This window comes from Paraeggerthella hongkongensis (assembly GCF_003726035.1).
GTDB lineage: Bacteria > Actinomycetota > Coriobacteriia > Coriobacteriales > Eggerthellaceae > Paraeggerthella > Paraeggerthella hongkongensis.
The window spans coordinates 1-16948 of record NZ_QICD01000039.1 but is presented as its reverse complement, the minus strand read 5'-3'; the positions used below and the strand labels follow the sequence as shown (position 1 = coordinate 16948).

Annotated in this window: 11 protein-coding genes, 3 tRNA genes and 1 pseudogene; 8 read left to right on the top strand and 7 right to left on the bottom strand. The window is 62.2% G+C overall.

The features are described 5' to 3' along the window. Positions 1-198 (top strand): annotated as a pseudogene (locus DMP08_RS12550) (IS256-like element ISSlgl1 family transposase); the annotation flags it as partial. A gap of 300 nt (positions 199-498) precedes the next feature. On the opposite strand, the gene DMP08_RS11895 reads toward DMP08_RS12550, so the two are convergent. The 4 genes from DMP08_RS11895 to tig all read right to left on the bottom strand — a co-directional run bounded on the left by DMP08_RS11895 (position 499) and on the right by tig (position 6896). Next, complete coding sequence (locus DMP08_RS11895; RefSeq protein ID WP_123193095.1) at positions 499-3165, bottom strand: valine--tRNA ligase; 2667 nt, start codon at positions 3163-3165, stop codon at positions 499-501. A gap of 93 nt (positions 3166-3258) precedes the next feature. Beyond that, positions 3259-4647, bottom strand: coding sequence for an ATP-dependent Clp protease ATP-binding subunit ClpX (clpX, locus tag DMP08_RS11890; protein ID WP_123193094.1), 1389 nt, complete (start codon positions 4645-4647; stop codon positions 3259-3261). A 17-nt stretch (positions 4648-4664) separates the two neighbouring features. Next, positions 4665-5291, bottom strand: a complete 627-nt coding sequence (locus DMP08_RS11885) for an ATP-dependent Clp protease proteolytic subunit (protein WP_114567971.1) — start codon at positions 5289-5291, stop codon at positions 4665-4667. Positions 5292-5462: 171 nt separating this feature from the next. Continuing rightward, a complete protein-coding gene (gene tig, locus DMP08_RS11880) occupies positions 5463-6896 on the bottom strand; it encodes a trigger factor (protein ID WP_244596976.1) in 1434 nt (477 codons plus the stop codon). A 413-nt stretch (positions 6897-7309) separates the two neighbouring features. Between tig and DMP08_RS11875 the strand changes: the two genes are divergently transcribed. The 3 genes from DMP08_RS11875 to sstT all read left to right on the top strand — a co-directional run bounded on the left by DMP08_RS11875 (position 7310) and on the right by sstT (position 9203). After that, positions 7310-7672 carry a hypothetical protein gene (locus DMP08_RS11875; RefSeq protein ID WP_123193092.1) on the top strand — a complete coding sequence of 121 codons (363 nt, stop codon included), beginning with the start codon at positions 7310-7312 and terminating at the stop codon, positions 7670-7672. 82 nt (positions 7673-7754) lie between these two features. Next, positions 7755-7839 (top strand) — tRNA-Leu (locus DMP08_RS11870). Positions 7840-7943: 104 nt separating this feature from the next. Further along, entirely contained in the window at positions 7944-9203 is a 1260-nt protein-coding gene (sstT, locus tag DMP08_RS11865) for a serine/threonine transporter SstT (RefSeq protein ID WP_123193091.1), read from the top strand. Positions 9204-9330: 127 nt separating this feature from the next. Here sstT and DMP08_RS11860 read toward each other — a convergent pair whose 3' ends face one another. Beyond that, the gene (locus tag DMP08_RS11860; protein WP_123193090.1) at positions 9331-10899 is read right to left on the bottom strand and encodes an NYN domain-containing protein; all 1569 of its coding nucleotides are present in this window, start codon (positions 10897-10899) and stop codon (positions 9331-9333) included. Positions 10900-11118: 219 nt separating this feature from the next. Between DMP08_RS11860 and DMP08_RS11855 the strand changes: the two genes are divergently transcribed. Beyond that, positions 11119-11195: transfer RNA gene (locus tag DMP08_RS11855), tRNA-His, on the top strand. Positions 11196-11283: 88 nt separating this feature from the next. Then, positions 11284-11359, top strand: a tRNA-Lys gene (locus DMP08_RS11850). Between the two features lie 110 nt (positions 11360-11469). Here the strand turns inward: DMP08_RS11850 and DMP08_RS11845 are convergent. Continuing rightward, positions 11470-13575, bottom strand: coding sequence for an FtsX-like permease family protein (locus DMP08_RS11845; RefSeq protein ID WP_123193089.1), 2106 nt, complete (start codon positions 13573-13575; stop codon positions 11470-11472). Continuing rightward, positions 13565-14407, bottom strand: coding sequence for an ABC transporter ATP-binding protein (locus DMP08_RS11840; RefSeq protein WP_123193088.1), 843 nt, complete (start codon positions 14405-14407; stop codon positions 13565-13567). Before DMP08_RS11840 ends, DMP08_RS11845 begins: the two co-directional genes overlap by 11 nt. Before the next feature lie 189 nt (positions 14408-14596). Between DMP08_RS11840 and DMP08_RS11835 the strand changes: the two genes are divergently transcribed. Together DMP08_RS11835 and DMP08_RS11830 are read left to right on the top strand one after the other, a co-directional pair. Continuing rightward, positions 14597-15346, top strand: a complete 750-nt coding sequence (locus DMP08_RS11835) for a response regulator transcription factor (RefSeq protein WP_280176560.1) — start codon at positions 14597-14599, stop codon at positions 15344-15346. 2 nt (positions 15347-15348) lie between these two features. Continuing rightward, positions 15349-16803 (top strand): sensor histidine kinase, encoded by a 1455-nt coding sequence (locus tag DMP08_RS11830; protein ID WP_123193086.1) that lies wholly within the window; start codon positions 15349-15351, stop codon positions 16801-16803. Positions 16804-16948: the final 145 nt, after the last annotated feature.

Below are 16948 nucleotides of genomic sequence, written 5' to 3'. Positions count from 1 at the left end.
TTTTGGTGGTGTTACATGAAGTCTGAAAACCCGCTTCCTGCTTCTGAAATCGTACGCATTATGCCCACTGACGATGACATAGATGGGTTGTTTTCGAGTGCATCGAAAGATGCTGGCAAAGGTGAGGACACACCCGACAGGTACGGCTCAGGCATCGTCTGGGAGGAGTTTCACATGCCTACGAATTACAGGCAGTGAATAATTGGATCGGACACACTTTTTGAAACATAACCCAAAAAGCCAAACCGCCGAAGCGATTCGAGAGCCGTGGGGAGTTAGCGCTCCCTACGGCTCGCAACGTAGTATACGCGAAAGCTAACTGCAAGTTCAAGCATCGAGCAGGCGAATCCACGATCCCCGCCGCCGTCAATGCCATCAATGCACGGTTCGGGCAACATCATCCAAAACACGCGAAGCCTCGCCACCAATCATGAAAAAAGCCGCCCCGCACAAGCAGGGCGGCCCAATTGCACAATATCGAGCTTACACCGAGAACGCTTATCCCAACTCGACCAACTGCGCTTCCACACGAGCCAGCTTGTCGGTCATCTCAGCATGCTTGGCCCGGTCTTTTTCCACGATCTCAGGAGCAGCCTTCGCCAAGAAGCCCGGATTAGAAAGCTTCTTGTCCAACTTGGCCGCATCGGCAGCCAGCTTAGCGCGCTCCTTTTCCAGACGCTCGCGCTCGGCGCCGAAGTCAACCAACCCGGACAATACGATGTACACCTCAAGACCCGGTGCCAACGTCACGCTCGATTCGGCCGGCTTGCTCGCATCGGCCGCGATCTCCAGAGAAGCCGTCGTACCCATGCCCTCGATCAAACCGCGCTGCGCCTCCAGCAAAGCCACGTCGGCCTCCCCCGCCTTCACAACTACGGCAAGCTCGGTCTTCGGCGAAATGCCGTAACGGGCGCGCGTGGAACGAATGGCCGAAACCGTCTCCGTCACCATCTGGATGGCGCGCTCGGCATCGGCATCCACGTACTGCGCAAGGGCCTGCGCGTCGGGCCAAGCCGCGCCGATGAGGTACGGCGCATCGCTGCGATCGATCGGCAGCTGCTGGTAAATTTCCTCGGTCACAAACGGCATGATGGGATGCAGCAAGCGCAGCGCCTGGTCAAGCACGAACACCAGGTTGCGCTGGCAAGCTGCGCGGTCCTCAGGCGAGCCGTTCAAGCGCGCCTTCGAGAACTCGATGTACCAGTCGCAGAACTCGTTCCAGAAGAACGAGTACAGCTCGCGCGTGATCTCGCCGAATTCGAAAGCGCCGTACGCCTTGTCCAAACGCGCCACCAAACCGGCCAGGCGCGAGAAGATCCAGCGATCAACCGGCGTCACGGGATCGGGATCGCCGGGGACGTAATCGTCCAGGTTCATCTGCACGAAGCGGGCGGCGTTGCGGATCTTGTTCGCGAAGTTGCGGCTGCTTTCCAGCTTCGCCTCGTTGAACTTGAGGTCCTGAGCGCCCGTCACCTGCATGAGCAGGCCGAAGCGCATGCCGTCAGCACCGTAATCTTCCATCAGGCGCAGCGGGTCGACGCCGTTGCCGCGACTCTTCGACATAGGCTTGCCGTCGGCCGCCATAACGGTCGGGTGGATGATGACGTGCTCGAACGGGATCTCGTCGCAGCAGTACATCGAAGCCATCACCATGCGCGCCACCCACAGGCCCATGATATCGCGGGCCGTGGACAGCACCTGCGTCGGGTACGCCGTCTTCATCTGCGGGGCGTCCATGCCCTCTTCGGTCCAGCCCATCGTGGCAAACGGCCACAGCTGCGAGCTGAACCACGTGTCCAGCACGTCCTCGTCTTGGCGCACGGGGGCACCGCATACGGGGCACGCGTCCACATCTTCGACCGAAGCGCCCTCCCATCCGCACGCGTCGCAATAGAACATGGGAATGCGATGGCCCCACCACAGCTGGCGCGAAATGCACCAATCCTTGAGGTTGGCCAGCCAATCCAGGTACACCTGCTTCCAGCGCTCGGGATGGAACTGGATGGAACCGTCCTCCACCACGCGTGCCGCATCCTTCTTGAGGCCGTCCACGGCCACGAACCACTGCTCGGACTCCCACGGCTCCAGCTTCGTATGGCAGCGGTAGCAGGTCATGACGGAATGGTCGTGGTCCTCCACCTTTTCAAGCAGGCCCAGATCCTCGAACGCAGCCACGATAGCCTCGCGAGCCTCGTCGCGATCCATGCCGCTGAACCGGCCGTAGCCCTCGACCACGTGCGCAGTCTCGTCGAAGATGTTGATGCGCTCAAGACCGTTGCGCTCGCCCATGGCCCAGTCGTTCGGGTCGTGCGAGGGCGTGGTCTTCACGCAGCCCGTGCCGAACTCCATGTCCACGTGCCAGTCGGCGAAGATGGGGATCTCGCGACCCACGAGCGGCAGCGTCACCGTCTTGCCCGCCAGATGGGCGAAGCGCTCGTCCTTCGGATTCACCGCCACGCCCGTATCGCCCAGCATGGTTTCGGGGCGGGACGTAGCCACCACCAAGTACTCCAGATCGCCTTCCGGCTGCGTCAAGGGATAGCGCAAGTACCACAGATGGCCGGCTTCGTCCACGTACTCGGCCTCGTCGTCTGCGATAGCCGTAGTGCAATGCGGGCACCAGTTCACGATGCGCTTGCCTTTGTAAATCAGGTCGTCGTTGTACCAATCAACGAACAGCTTGCGCACGGCCTTCACGTAACCCGGCTCCAACGTGAAGTGCTCGTCGTCGTAATCGCACGAGCAGCCCATGCCCTTGACCTGGTTTACGATGGTGGTGCCGTATTCCTTGTACCAGTCATAGCATGCCTCGATGAACGCCTCGCGCCCGATCTCCAAACGGCTGATGCCCTGGTCGGCAAGCCTCTTGTCCACCTTGGTCTGCGTGGAGATGCCCGCATGGTCGGTTCCCAGGATCCAACGCGTGGGACGTCCCTGCATACGCGCGCGGCGAATGCACGTATCCTGGATGGTGTCGTTCAACGCATGGCCCATGTGCAGCACGCCCGTGATGTTCGGCGGCGGAATCACGATGGTGTACGGCTGGCCTTTCTTGGCGCCGAAGCCTTCGCCGCGCTGGAAGTAGCCGGCATCTTTCCACGCCTCGAACAGCGGACGCTCGTGCGCGGCGAAATCGTAGTCGATCTTCTTTCCGTTATCAGCCATGTCGGCTCCCTCATCCTCGCGTCTCTCAAACCGAAAGCGGGCGCGCCGCCCATTCGCGATCCGCCCGCTCGTACCTACTTATACCGTCCGGCGCTAAGCGCTCTGCAGCTGCTCCGCGTCCTCGACCGCCTCAATCTGGGGCTTCGTCTCCCCTGTAATATCCGTGGCCTGGATGGTCACGCGGGAAAGCCCGTCCTGCTCGGGAAGATCGTACATCACGTCCTGCAGCACGCGTTCGCAGATCGAACGCAAGCCGCGCGCGCCCGTGCCGTGCTCGACGGCCTCGTGCGCGATGGCGCGCAGGGCCTCGGGCTCGAACGTCAACTCCGACTCCTCGAACTCGAACATCTTCGTGTACTGCTTCACCAGAGCGTTCTTCGGCTCGGTGAGAATGCGCACGAGGTCTTCCTCGGAAAGCTCCGAAAGCGACGTGACCACCGGTATACGTCCCACGAACTCGGGAATCATGCCGTACTTGTTCAGGTCTTCGGGCAGCACCTGAGCCAAAAGCTCGGCTTCGGCCTTCTTCTTGCTCTCGGGCAGCTCGGCGTTGAAGCCCAGGCCCTTCTTGCCCACGCGTTCGGCGATGATGTCAGCCAGACCGACGAACGCACCGCCCAGGATGAACAGGATGTTCGTGGTGTCGATGTGAATGAGCTCCTGCTGAGGATGCTTGCGGCCGCCCTGGGGCGGAACGCTCGCCTCCGTGCCCTCCACGATCTTCAACAGCGCCTGCTGCACGCCCTCGCCCGACACGTCGCGCGTAATGGACAGGTTCTCGGCTTTGCGCGCCACCTTGTCGATCTCGTCGATGTAGATGATGCCGATCTCGGCACGCGGAATGTCGAAGTCGGCCGAGGTGATGAGCTTGAGCAGAATGTTCTCCACGTCCTCGCCCACGTAGCCGGCCTCGGTCAGCGTGGTGGCGTCCGCGATGGCGAACGGCACGCGCAGCGTGCGGGCCAGCGTCTGCGCCAACAGCGTCTTGCCCGAACCGGTGGGACCCAGAAGCATGATGTTGCTCTTTGCAAGCTCGACATCGCCGTCTTCGGCGTCGGCGCCCAAGCTGATGCGCTTGTAGTGGTTGTACACCGCCACGGACAAGGCGCGCTTCGCCTGCTCCTGCCCTACCACGTGCTCCGAAAGCTCGGCGTACAGCTGATGCGGGGTCGGCAGGTCGGCCAGCACGTCCTCGGGCGCAGGCTCAGCCGCGACGGGCTCGCCCTGCGCGCCTACGCGGGCATGGCGCCCCGACGCCGCTCGGGACGCCGGATCCGATCCCTCGGCCTCGAAGCCGGGGACCGTCAAGCCCAAGTCGCGCATCATGGCGTCGGCGCACACGGAAATGCACTCATCGCAAATGTAAATGCCGTTCGGGCCCGAGATCATCGCAGCCACCTGGTGCGGGCGTTTTCCGCAGAAGGCGCATGCAATGTCTTCAGGACTCCGACCGTCGAATTCGTCGTCGCGTCTGTCGTTCATGTATTCTGTTCGCTTCTCTACTCGTTGGAGCCGGGAACCGCGGCACGCGACGTGGTTATGCGGTCGACCAGACCGTATGCAACCGCCTCTTCCGCCGTCATGTAGTTGTCGCGCTCCGTGTCCTTCTGGATGGTTTCGAGCGTTTGGCCCGTGTTGTCCGCCAAGATCTTGTTCAGGCGGTTGCGGGTCTTCAGCATGAAGTCCGCAACGATGGCGATCTCGGTCTGCTGGCCCTGCGCGCCGCCGGACGGCTGGTGGATGAGCACCATGGAGTTCGGCAGGCACAGGCGCTTGCCCTTCGCGCCGTTGGACAGCAGCACGGCGCCCATGGAAGCGCACTCGCCCAGGCAGATGGTGGACACATCGCACTTGATGAAGTCCATCGTATCCAAGATGGCCAAGCCCGCCGTCACGGAGCCGCCGGGAGAGTTGATGTACAGGGAGATGTCCTTGTCGGGATCGGCGCTCTCAAGATGCAGCAGCTGCGCAACCACGGAGTTCGCCACGTTGTCGTCGATGGCCTCTCCCAAAAAGATGATGCGCTCGTTGAGCAGGCGAGAGTAGATGTCGTAGCTGCGCTCGCCGCGCGGCGACTGCTCGATGACGTAGGGAATCAGCGCTGATTTAGGGGTGATGATGCTCATATGCGTATGCCTCGCTTATCTCTTACGGCCGCTCGGCGGCCCTGCTTGCAGATAGTGCTGTATGCACATGCCGTATCGTAGTGCAAGGCTAGGGTACCGTATCGTCACCTCGGCCCGCCCGATGTGCACGCAAAAAGCGCGCAATACGGACGGGCCGAGGCACGTTCGATGCTATTCGGCGTCGTCAGCCTTGACCTCGACGGCCTCTTCCTTCTTTTCGGCGGCCTTCTTCGGCGCAGCCTTCTTCTTGGCGGCAGCCTTCTTGGCCGGCTTCTTGCCCTCGTCCTTCTTGGACAGGTCGAGCTCGGTCACCACGGCGGTGTCCATAAGGTCCTTGACGGCCTTCGTGCGCAGGACGCCCTGGCGCACCATGTGCAGCTGGCCGTTCGCGCGCCACTCGGCCTGCAGGGCCTCGGGGTTCTCCACGCCGCTCTTCACGAACTCATCGGTAACTTCCTCGTCAGAAACGCTCATGCCGGCATGGCGAGCCCATGCGTCAAGCGCCAGATCCTGCTTGGCCATGTCGGAAGCCTGCTGCTTCACGTCGGCCTTGAACTGGTCGGGCGTAAGGCCCTGCTGCATAAGGTACACGTCGAAGGTCATGCCCTGCGCCTGCATCTGCTGGAAGAAGTCCTGGATCAGGCTTGCTTCGTTCTCTTCGACCATTCCTGCGGGGACTTCGCCCTCGAGGCGCTCGGAGATCGCGTTGAGGCATGCGTTTTCCTTCAGGCGCGGCATGAGGTCGGCCTTCTGCTGCGTCACGGTCTCGGCGATGCGGGTGCGCAGATCCTCCACGCCCTCGAAGCCCAGCGTCTCCTTGACCCACTCGTCGTTCACTTCCGGCATGATCTTCTTCTTGACGACTTTGACCTCGACCTCGAAGTTGATCTTCTCGGTCTTGCCCTGCAGCGCGGACAGCATGATGGGGGCGTCGGCCGGCATGTCGAGCGTGAACGTTGCGGTCTGGCCCTTCTTCAGGCCCACCAGCTGCTCGTCGAACTCAGCCGGGAACAGGCCCGCGCCCAGACCGTAGGGACGGTTCTCCGTGATGAGGGAGGGGATGTCCTCGCCCTTGTCGTCGGTAGCCTTCATAGCCAGATCGATGTAGCTGTCTTCCTTCACCTTCGTGGCGGCGGCAGCGTCCTCGTACGTGTAGTAGTGCTCGCACAGAGCCTCGACCTGATCGTCGATCTCCTGTTCGGTCACGCCTTCGGCAGGAAGCTCGATGGCAACCGGCTCGTAGCCGGACAGCTCGAACTCGGGCTTGACGGCGATCGTGAAGGAGAACGTGTAGTCCTTGCCGCTCTCCACCAGGTCCGTATCCTCGAACTCAGGCTTGGCGATGGGGTACAGATCGCAATCGTCGATGGCGAGAGGATAGGAACCGTTGACCACGTCGTCGGTCACCGTCGCACGGACGGCTTCCTTGCCCAGAGCGTTGTCGATAACCGGACGCGGGGCCTTGCCCTTGCGGAATCCGGGGAAATTGTACTTGTTGGCGAAGTCCTTGTAGGTCTTCTTGATGCGGGCGTCGACATCCTTAGCATCAACGGTAACGGTCACTTTCGTGCGGTTATCCTGCAATGCCTCAACTTTTGTTTCCACGTAACTATCCTCCATCATTCTTATGTCGCCTATGCGGCTTTCGGCGTGCTTGCCCTGGCGCCCTCGACCGGCCGTTCATCGATCGAAACCGTGTACCGAGCACACCGAAACGGAATTATCGCATATATGGAGCCGTTGAGGAAGAGCGCTTGAAACAGGTTCACGAAGAACCTACCTACCGCTCGTTCGCGACGCGCCCATAAGATTCGCCTGAGAAGCTTGCCGGCAAGCGCATGAAGCGGCGCGGCGCACGGCGATGCCAGCCGCAGTTTTGCGACAGAATCGCCCTACGGCTGTCCTCGACCGGCAGCCAAGACCGGCGAAGGTTACGGTTGCGTTTCACGCTATCATTGCCGAACGGGTCACGGTATCATGATCGGGAAACGAATCTTAAACGCAGCAGCGGAGGTCCCATGCCCACCATCGATCTCAACCTTTTGCAAGAACGCGAGCTCGAGCGCCTGATCGACTACGAACGCTCGACGTGCACCGTCAACGGCGATCTCGTGTACCGCTGCGCGTTCCCCTACCGTCCCGACGACGATCTGCAAGTGGAGCTTCTCGAACGCGGCGCGCTTTCCCGCAAAACCGACGAGCGTCGCGGCGCCGTGGTGTGCATCACCTCCGACGGCTACTCCTACTTCCCCGCCAAGCACCAAGAAGAGGTGGAGAAGCAGCGCGCTCACAAACGAGAATCCCGGCTTATCGGCCTGTCCGCCCTTTTCGCCGCACTGTGCGTGATCGCCGGATTTCTCCTAGGACGATTCCTCGCGTAAAACATCCCCGCAGTCCCTGGTTCCATCGGTGCGCTTTTTTGCTATTATGTTCGGCGTGCGTTCTTCGCACGCGCAACGTCGTGCGGGCGTGGCGGAATTGGCAGACGCGCCAGATTTAGGTTCTGGTGGGGAAACTCGTGAAGGTTCAAGTCCTTTCGCCCGCACCACTTGGGGGGAGGCTGCCCTGGGCACCCTCCCCCCAAGTGCATACATAGGACGCGAGCGACCGCGTTGCGCTTAGCCGTTCGCCGGGGAAAGGAATCCGTTCACGATGGAAACGATTAAGAAGATCGGGCGGGCGTGGAACTCCATCAGCCTGATCAAACGCATCTTGGTAGGCCTTGTCATCGGCGCCGCGCTCGGCGTGTTCGCGCCGGGCATCGAGGCGTTCGAGATCTTGGGCACGCTGTTCGTATCTGCCCTGAAAGCCGTTGCCCCCATCCTCGTGTTCTTCTTGGTAATCAGCGCGCTCGCAAACGCGAAAGCGGCCGGATCCATGAAAACGGTCGTGGTGCTGTACGTGGTCGGCACGTTCATCGCAGCGTTCGTAGCCGTAATCGCAAGCTTCCTGTTCCCCGTCGAACTGACGCTTTCGGCCCCTACGGTCGATCAGAGCTCGCCCACCGGCGTGGGCGAAGTGCTGGGAACCCTTGTCACGAACATCGTGTCCAACCCGGTTGACGCGCTTATCAACGCGAACTATATCGGCATCCTCACCTGGGCCGTGCTGCTGGGCATCGCGCTGCGCGCGGCAACCCAGGGCACCAAAGACGTGTTCACCAGCATATCCGACGCCGTGTCGCAGGTTGTGCGCTGGATCATCTCGCTCGCGCCCTTCGGCATCCTGGGCCTGGTGTACACCTCCGTGAGCGCAAACGGCCTCGAGATCTTCACCGAGTACGGCCAGCTGCTGCTTGTCCTGGTGGGCTGCATGCTGTTCATAGCCTTGGTCACGAATCCCCTCATGGCGTTTTGGGGCATCCGCCAGAACCCCTACCCGCTGGTGTTCCGCTGCCTGAAGGACAGCGGCCTCACGGCGTTCTTCACCCGCAGCTCGGCCGCGAACATCCCGGTCAACATGGAGCTGTGCCGCAAGCTCGGTCTGGACAAAGACAACTATTCGGTATCCATTCCGCTAGGTGCCACCATCAACATGGCCGGCGCCGCCGTCACCATCTCGGTCATGGCCATGATGGCGGCTCACACCATGGGCATCTCCATCGATCTTCCCACCGCCGTCATCCTGAGCGTGCTGTCCGCCGTTTCCGCATGCGGCGCGTCGGGCGTTGCCGGCGGATCGCTTCTGCTCATCCCGCTGGCATGCTCGCTGTTCGGCATCAGCAACGACATTGCCATGCAGGTCGTGGGCATCGGCTTCATCATCGGCGTGGTGCAGGACTCCTGCGAGACCGCGCTCAACTCCTCCTCCGACGTACTGTTCACCGCCACCGCCGAGTACCGCCAGTGGCGCAAGCAGGGCAAGGAGATCACCTTCGGCGCCGACGAGTTCAGCGAAAACGAGATGGCCTAGCGCCCGCTTCGGCGGCACCGCGCAACCACGAAGGCCCCGCCTCCCCGTCGCAATCGGGAGGCGGGGCCTTCTGCTTTCAGCCAGATCCCAGAAGAGCACCCAAGGAAGCCGTCTTGATCTCGCGCGCCTACTCGGCCAGACGAGCGAAGAAGTCCTTGCCGTTCTTCTCGATCTCGATGTCGTCCAGATCGGCGACGTAGGACCGGAACTGCGAATAGCCCAAATCCCGCACCTTGAAATCGCGGTACTTGGCGCGAACGCGCTTGGACAGCTCGGACACCGCCACCCCTTCGACGCCGGCGTCTCGAACAAGCTGGCGAACGAACCGGTCGGGATTGGACGCGGGGCGCGAAGCGGGAGCGCTCGACGCGGGCCGCTCGGCATCCGGCGTCGCAGCGGCCTGCTGCGAAGGCGCACCCTCGTTTGCGGCCTGCTGCGAAGGCTGCTGTCCCGTCGCGCCGTCGCCGGCCGGTCGCGAGCGCTTGGCGCCCCCGCGCCTTCCGCGGCGCACGGGCTTGCGCGCGCCCTGCGCGGACCGGTCCGGAGAAGCATCCGGGGTTTCGGCGCCGGCCGCTCCCGCCGCTTCAGGCACGCTCTCAGCTGCGAGAGCACTCTCCGAAGCGGGTGCCGCCTCATCCGCGGAAACGGGCGTCTCGTCGCTCGAGGACGGCGGATCCGACGCCTCCTTGGGCTGAGCGCCTTCAACGCCCCTGCGGCGGCGCAGGGAGCGTCGAACGGGCTTGGCAACAGGTTCGCTCGCAGTCTCGATTTCCGGCTTGCCCGCAGCTTCGGAACCTTGCTCGCTCGCATTGGAGGCCGAAGCGGCTTCGGGGTCGTTCCCGCGATCACCCGAAACGGGCTTATGCGCGGACTTGCCCGCCGATCGGGACGGCTTGCGAGCCGGCTCGCTCGCCTCATCCTTCTCCGCAGGCTTCGAAGCTTCTTTGGCCTCCGTCAGCTCGATGGCAACCGAACTGCCGTCTTTGATTATCTGAACGCTGCCGAATTCACCCAGAAGCTTCGTCAGCTGATTGGTGCCGTAACTGCGCACGTCGAAGTCGGGATAGCGCTTGAGCAGACGGCTTCCCACCTCGCCCACGCCGGTCGACTTCCCGTTGTTCTGGTTGTCGGTGATGATGTTGACCACGGCCTGCTCGATCTCCTCGATCGAGGGGCCCGTATTCTGTCCGCCTTGAGAATTGCCCTGGTCGCGATGGCCTTTGCCCTTGCCGCCCTTGCCGTTCGAATCCCCCAGCAAAAGCTCGAGCGTGGTGAAGATGTCGCACGCCTTGCGAAAAGCCGTGGGGGTCTTCTTCTCCCCCATGCCGATCACCGTCAGCCCGCTCTCGCGGATACGACTGGCCAGGCGCGTGAAGTCGCTGTCGCTCGACACGATGCAGAACCCCTCCACCGAGCGCGTGTACAGGATGTCCATCGCGTCGATGATCATGGCCGAGTCGGTGGCGTTCTTGCCCTGCGTGTACCCGAACTGCTGAATAGGCGTGATCGAGTTCTCTAGAAGGGCGTCCTTCCACTTCGAATGAAGCGTGAGCGTCCAGTCACCGTAAATGCGCTTGTAGGTGACCGCGCCGTATTTCGACAGCTCGTCGGTAATGGGCTTGATGTACTTCGCCGACACGTTGTCGGCATCGATGAGCAATGCGAATCGTTTTTCAGACGATGGCTTTATATCCATAAGTACTCCTTGATGGTAAGGAACGGGCTCGATGCCCCTTCCGCAACGCCGTACAGCAACGGCTCATTCGCGTATGCATGCCGTCTCGGCGTTCGATGTTGCGCTCATAGTACTCTAAAACCGCACGTCGGAAACAAATTTCGAATATTCAGATACAATTTGTCCATATCCCTCTTGCATTCCAAGGACGAAATCCGTATACTTCCTCCTTGCGCCTTGGTGGGTGTAGTTCAGTCGGCTAGAACGCCAGATTGTGGCTCTGGAGGTCGTGGGTTCGAGTCCCATCATCCACCCCAGCGCAAGTTTTTGAAAAAAGGGTCTTGCACGATCGAACGGGATGCTCTAAAATAGCAAACCGCTTCGCAAGAAAGCGAGACGCAATAAGGACCGTTAGCTTAGTTGGTAGAGCAGGGGACTCTTAATCCCAAGGTCGTAGGTTCGAATCCTACACGGTCCACCATTTGAATGATAAGCCCCGTTCAGGGGCTTTTTTCATGCCCTCTTCCCCACCTTCGCAAAGGACGCAAACCAGCGCCGTGCGCAGAAAGAATTCCGCGCACGGCGCTTCCGCTATTCCCGGATCAAACGACGCGCGCCCAGATACGTCACAACGAAGTACGCACCGTAGACGACCAAAAACGCACCGGCGCACGTAAGCGCCATCGCGCCGATGTCCAAATGCCCGAACACCGCCACCACGTCCGACACCACGACGAGCGCGCATGCCGAATGAGCCACCGCTAGCAGCAGCGGGAACAAGAAGTACACGAGCACCTGCACGAGCAGCGCCCCGTCGACCATCTTCGAAGAAGCTCCCAACTTGATGCACAAACCGTAGCGGCGCGCGTTGTCGGAGGCCTCGGAAAGCTGCTGGATGGCCAGAATGGCGGCGCACGCGACAACGAGCACGAATCCCAAGTAGATGGCAAGGAAGGCCACCACGGCGGACAGGCTGACGCTTTGGTCGACAACCTCGGACCGTGTGAGCGACAGCGACAAAGGCCACGTATCGACGTTGTCCGTCTGCGACACGGCGGCCAGCAAGACTTTGAGGCCCTGCTCGTCCTCGTCGGTTGCGCACTGCATGTTCAGCAGCGTTTGAACGATCACGGCCTGCGCCGGAACCTCATCGTCGTTCACGACGACGGTCCCCGTGTTCGTGGGAAACGAAGTGGTCATGAGGGATTCCCCCGAAAACACCGCCGCACGAAGCAGTCGGTCGCCCACGGGAACGTCCGTTCCGCGCTCGACGACGCCCCGGTAGAACTCGGCCGTGATGCTGGAATCGCTCACGAGGGCGCACTCCCCCACCCCCAGCTGCAGCGGCGCCTTGCCGGCCAGCGCTAAAGCCTCGTTCACCTGGGAAAGCTTGCTCACGTATACGGGAAACATCCCGTACTGGGCATTGATCGACGCGCCGGCTGTATCCTTGAGCGACAAGCCGCTCGCCCGCTCCACGTCGGCCACGGTGGTCGCATCGGACGGGTCCACGCATTGGTCGACCTGCGCCGTCCCTTGAACAAGAGCGTCCAAGTCCCCCGCGCCCAGCGCCTTCGCACTGTCGCGCAGGCCCGCCGCCATATCGAAGCCCTTCGCTGCCGCGTACTGCGCGTACGGCTCGATCGCCGCATCGGCCACGTAGCCGGTATCGGCGCGATACGAACCGAAGACGCTCACGGCGCTGGCACTGTACGCCGTGCCCTTCGCCAGGCCGTCCTCCACGGCGTTGCGTATGCCCACGCCGCCGCACACGCTGGTGATAGCCAAGAACAGCACCAGGCACACGACGGAAAGCGAAGCGAACGTCGTGTTGACCTTGGCTCCCAGCTGGCGCAGCGCGAACATGTTGAGCCCCCGCAAGTACAGCGGGCGGATCATCTGCACGAGCTTCAGCAGGAATCCCGCCAACGCGTAGAAGAACAGCACGGTGCCCACGCACACCAGGACCGCGGCCGCCGCGAATTCAGGGGACGGCTCCAGCAGACCGTTTTCGATCAACAGCTTGTACGATATCCCGATAATGACGAGCGACACCGCGAACAGCGCAAGCGACAGCGGCAGGCTGCGCAGCTTCATCTCCTCGTGCACGCTTTCCGCCTTCATAAGGTCGACAAGCCGCGTACGCGACACCGAGCGCGCGTTCAGCAGCGCCGCAAGAACGAAAACAGCCCCGAACACCGCAATAGCCTGGATGAAGGCGTCGACGGAGAACACGAAGGAAAACCCTGCGGAGCCGGCCACATCGGCTTGGAACATAAGCGACGTGAGCTGCAGCAAAAGCTGCGAGATCGCCACGCCCAGGGCAAGGCCGGCCGCAAGGGACGCCGCGCCCGCGGCAAGCGACTCCAAAAGCACGATCCCCACCACGTCCGACGTGCTCATGCCCAACGCCAGGCACAAGCCGAATTCCCGTTTGCGGCGCTTGATGAGAAACCGGTTCGCGTACACCACCAGAAACACCAGAACGAACGCGACCAGCACCGACGCCCCTGAAATAACCATGCCCAGAAGCTCGAACATCGCATTCCCGGATTCCGAGAACGCCAGCACCCCGCGCTGGGCCGACATCGAGTTGAACGCGTAGAACACGGCCACGCCCAGCAGCACGGTAAGGAAGTACACCCCGAAATCGCGAACCGACTTGCGCACGTTTCCCAGGGCAAGCTTAACCAACATGGGAAGCCTCCTCGTCTGCGGAATCGAAATGCTGTCCATCGCCGCCCATGGAGGCGACGATGTCCACGATGCTGCGGTAAAACGCGGCGCGCGTGGATGCCTTCCGATGCAGCTCGCCGAACAACGATCCGTCCTTGATGAGCACGATGCGCGAGCAGTAGCTTGCCGAAAGGGAGTCGTGCGTAACCATCAGAATGGTTGACCCCGATCGGTTCAAGCGCTCGAGCGACTCCAGAAGCTGCCGAGCCGACTTCGAATCGAGCGACCCCGTAGGCTCGTCGGCCAGAATCAAGCTGGGGTCGCCCACGGTGGCGCGCGCCGCCGCCACGCGCTGCTTCTGGCCGCCGGACAGCTGGTAGGGGTACTTGGCAAGCACGTCGTCAACGCCGAGCACGGCAGCCGCCTGTCGCACGCGGGCCTCGATCTGCCGCGCAGGCGCCTTCTGGATCGTCAAAGCCAAAGCGATGTTCTCGAACGCGGTCAGCGTATCCAGCAAGTTGGAATCCTGGAAGATGAAACCCAGGTCGTTGCGGCGAAACCGAGCGAGCTCCCCGCCGTGCAGCGATCCCACGTCGCGCCCGTTCACCACGATGTGACCGCTGGTAGGGGCATCGATGGTGGCCACGCAGTTCAGCAGCGTGGACTTGCCCGAGCCGCTCGGCCCCATGATGCCCACGAACTCTCCGCGCGACACGGCGAAGCTAACGCGGTCGAGCGCCTGCGTGACATTGGCGTCCGAACGTTTTCCTTTCTGACCGCCGTAACGTTTGCTCGCGTTGCGGACCTCGACCACGAGAGGCGTCGGTTGAAATGCAGCGTGTTCTGCTGGCATGGCTTTCCACTCCTTCGGTTTTCAATGCGTTCATGAGCGAAAACCACGATACCCGCCCCGCCTTACGCCCTCCCTTCCCGCTCCTTGCAGGTTCCTTGCATTGCCTTGCGACTGCCTTACAAGAGCGAAGGAAACCGTCCCGTCTCGAAGGGTTTATGGGATACTGGGCAAGAAGAGGAAGGAGCCGCCGTGAGCTTTGCCCACGAATTCGGAATCGCAGGAGACGCCCTGCACGACAAGCGGATCCTGCTTGTCGACGACGAGCAGGAATTGGCCAGCATGGTTGCCGCCATCTTGCGCAGGGCGGGATTCCGCGCCGTGGAAACGGCTCATTGCGCAAGCGAGGCGCTGCGCATCATCGACGCGCGCGCAACGTCGCCCGACACCGCCTGCCAGCTGTTCGTCCTCGACATCATGATGCCGGGCATGAGCGGGTTCGACCTGCTTGCGCGCATTCGGGAGCGCCCCGCCCACGCATCCACGCCCGCGCTGTTCCTTTCGGCCAAAGACGAGCCCTTCGACCGCGTGAACGGCCTGTCGCTGGGGGCCGACGACTACGTCACGAAGCCGTTTCTTCCCCAGGAGCTGGTCCTGCGCATCGCAGCCCTATTGCGTCGATGCTACGCCGCGGAAAGCCCGGTGCTCGAGCTTGCGGCAAGTCGCGTGAACCTCACGACGGCCGAAGTCGAGCGAGCCGACGGAACGACCGTCCAGCTCACCGCCAAAGAGCACGAGATCCTGAGCGTGCTTGCGCGCAACGCCGGCCGCATCATCACCATCGACGCGCTCTGCGAAGCATGCTGGGGAACGTCCTTCGGCTACGACAACTCGCTCATGGCCCACATTCGCCGACTGCGCGAGAAGATCGAAGCGGACCCGTCCGCGCCCGCTTCGCTGGTGACGGTGCGCGGCCTTGGGTACAAGCTGGTGAAGCGCTGAGCATGGCTGCCTCGAAACACGAACGCCGACGCCCGCGCCCCGAGGGGTTCGCGCGATTCTTCACAAAGCAGCTGCTTCTCTTCGTAGCCTGCGCGCTGCTTGTCATCGTGGTCGACCTGGCGCTGTACATCGTCATCGTCTTTCAAGAATCGAACGCCAACTTCAACACCGGATCGCCGGCATCGCTCGTGCGCACAGTGGACGAGCAGCTTGCACGCACGGACGATGGCACGTTCTCGCTTGAAGAAGAGGCGTCGCTGCAGTTGGCGAGCAAAGGCGCTTGGGGCCTGCTCGTCGACGAGAGCGGCACGACGATCTGGTCCCAGAACCTGCCCGCGGACGTTCCCCGCTCGTACTCCCTGAACGACATCGCGATAGCATCGCACTACGCAGCCATCGCCGACTACCCCGCGTTCTTCTGGGATCGAAGCGACGGCCTGTTGATCGTAGGCCTGCCGAAGGGCGAGTTCTGGACGATGTCGCTCACCTATCCCGTTTCGACGATGCGCAACCTTCCGCTGTACATCCTGACCATATTCGCAGTGGACGTCGGCATCCTGTTCTTGCTGTACGCCCTGTCCCGCCGGCGAACCCAAAACGCCGTCGGCCCCATAGCAGACGCGCTCGACAAGCTGTCAGAAGGAAAATCGGCCCAGGTGGACCTCAAGGGCGACCTGCAGGGAATCGGACGGCAGATCACCGAGACGTCGGCGCTCATCGAGCAAAAAGACGCCGCGCGGGCGAACTGGATACGCGGCGTGTCGCACGACATCCGCACGCCGCTTTCGATGATCCTGGGATATGCCGACGGCATCGCGCAGGACGAGGAAGCGCCGGACGATGCGCGCGCAAGGGCACGCATCATACGCGCGCAGGGCCTGAGGATCAAGGACCTGGTCACCGACCTCAACACCGCATCGCTTTTGGACTACGCCGCCCAACCGCTCAACCTGGAGCGCGTACGCCTTTCGAAGCTTCTGCGCACCGTCATCGCCGCGCACATGAACGCCCAGCTCGACGACGCGCACCCGGTAGGCTTGCACGTAGACGAACGCGCAGCCGACGCGATGGTTCTCGGCGACGAGCGCTTGCTGACGCGCGTAGTGGAAAACGCCCTGGCCAACGCGCGGCTGCACAACGAAGCAGGCTGCCGCATACGCGTATCGCTTGCGCTTTTGAACAGGGAGGCGAACTGCGCCGTCATCCGTATTGCCGACGACGGCGCGGGCGTGACGCGCGACGAGCTGGCGGCCCTCGAAGCGCGCCTGGCACGCTCGCGCACGGCGCGAAGCGCGGCGGGATCGTACGGAGAAGAGCACGGCTTGGGGCTTGCACTTGCAGATCGTATCGTCCGAGCGCACGGCGGCTCGCTTTCCCTGGAAAGCGAGCCTGCACACGGGTTCACCGTGAAGCTCATGCTTCTGATTACCGAACCCAAAGCAGGTTCCGCAACGTAAGCGCCGCGGAACAGGAAGCCGCTGTCAAAACGGACGAGTTTGGGGGTGCGGCAGGATTCTTGGACTGCTCAGGCTGCCAGCCCGAGCCTTTTGCGGCGATCGCGGATGGTCTCGTAGGATGCTCTTCCGCCATCTGACTTGAACG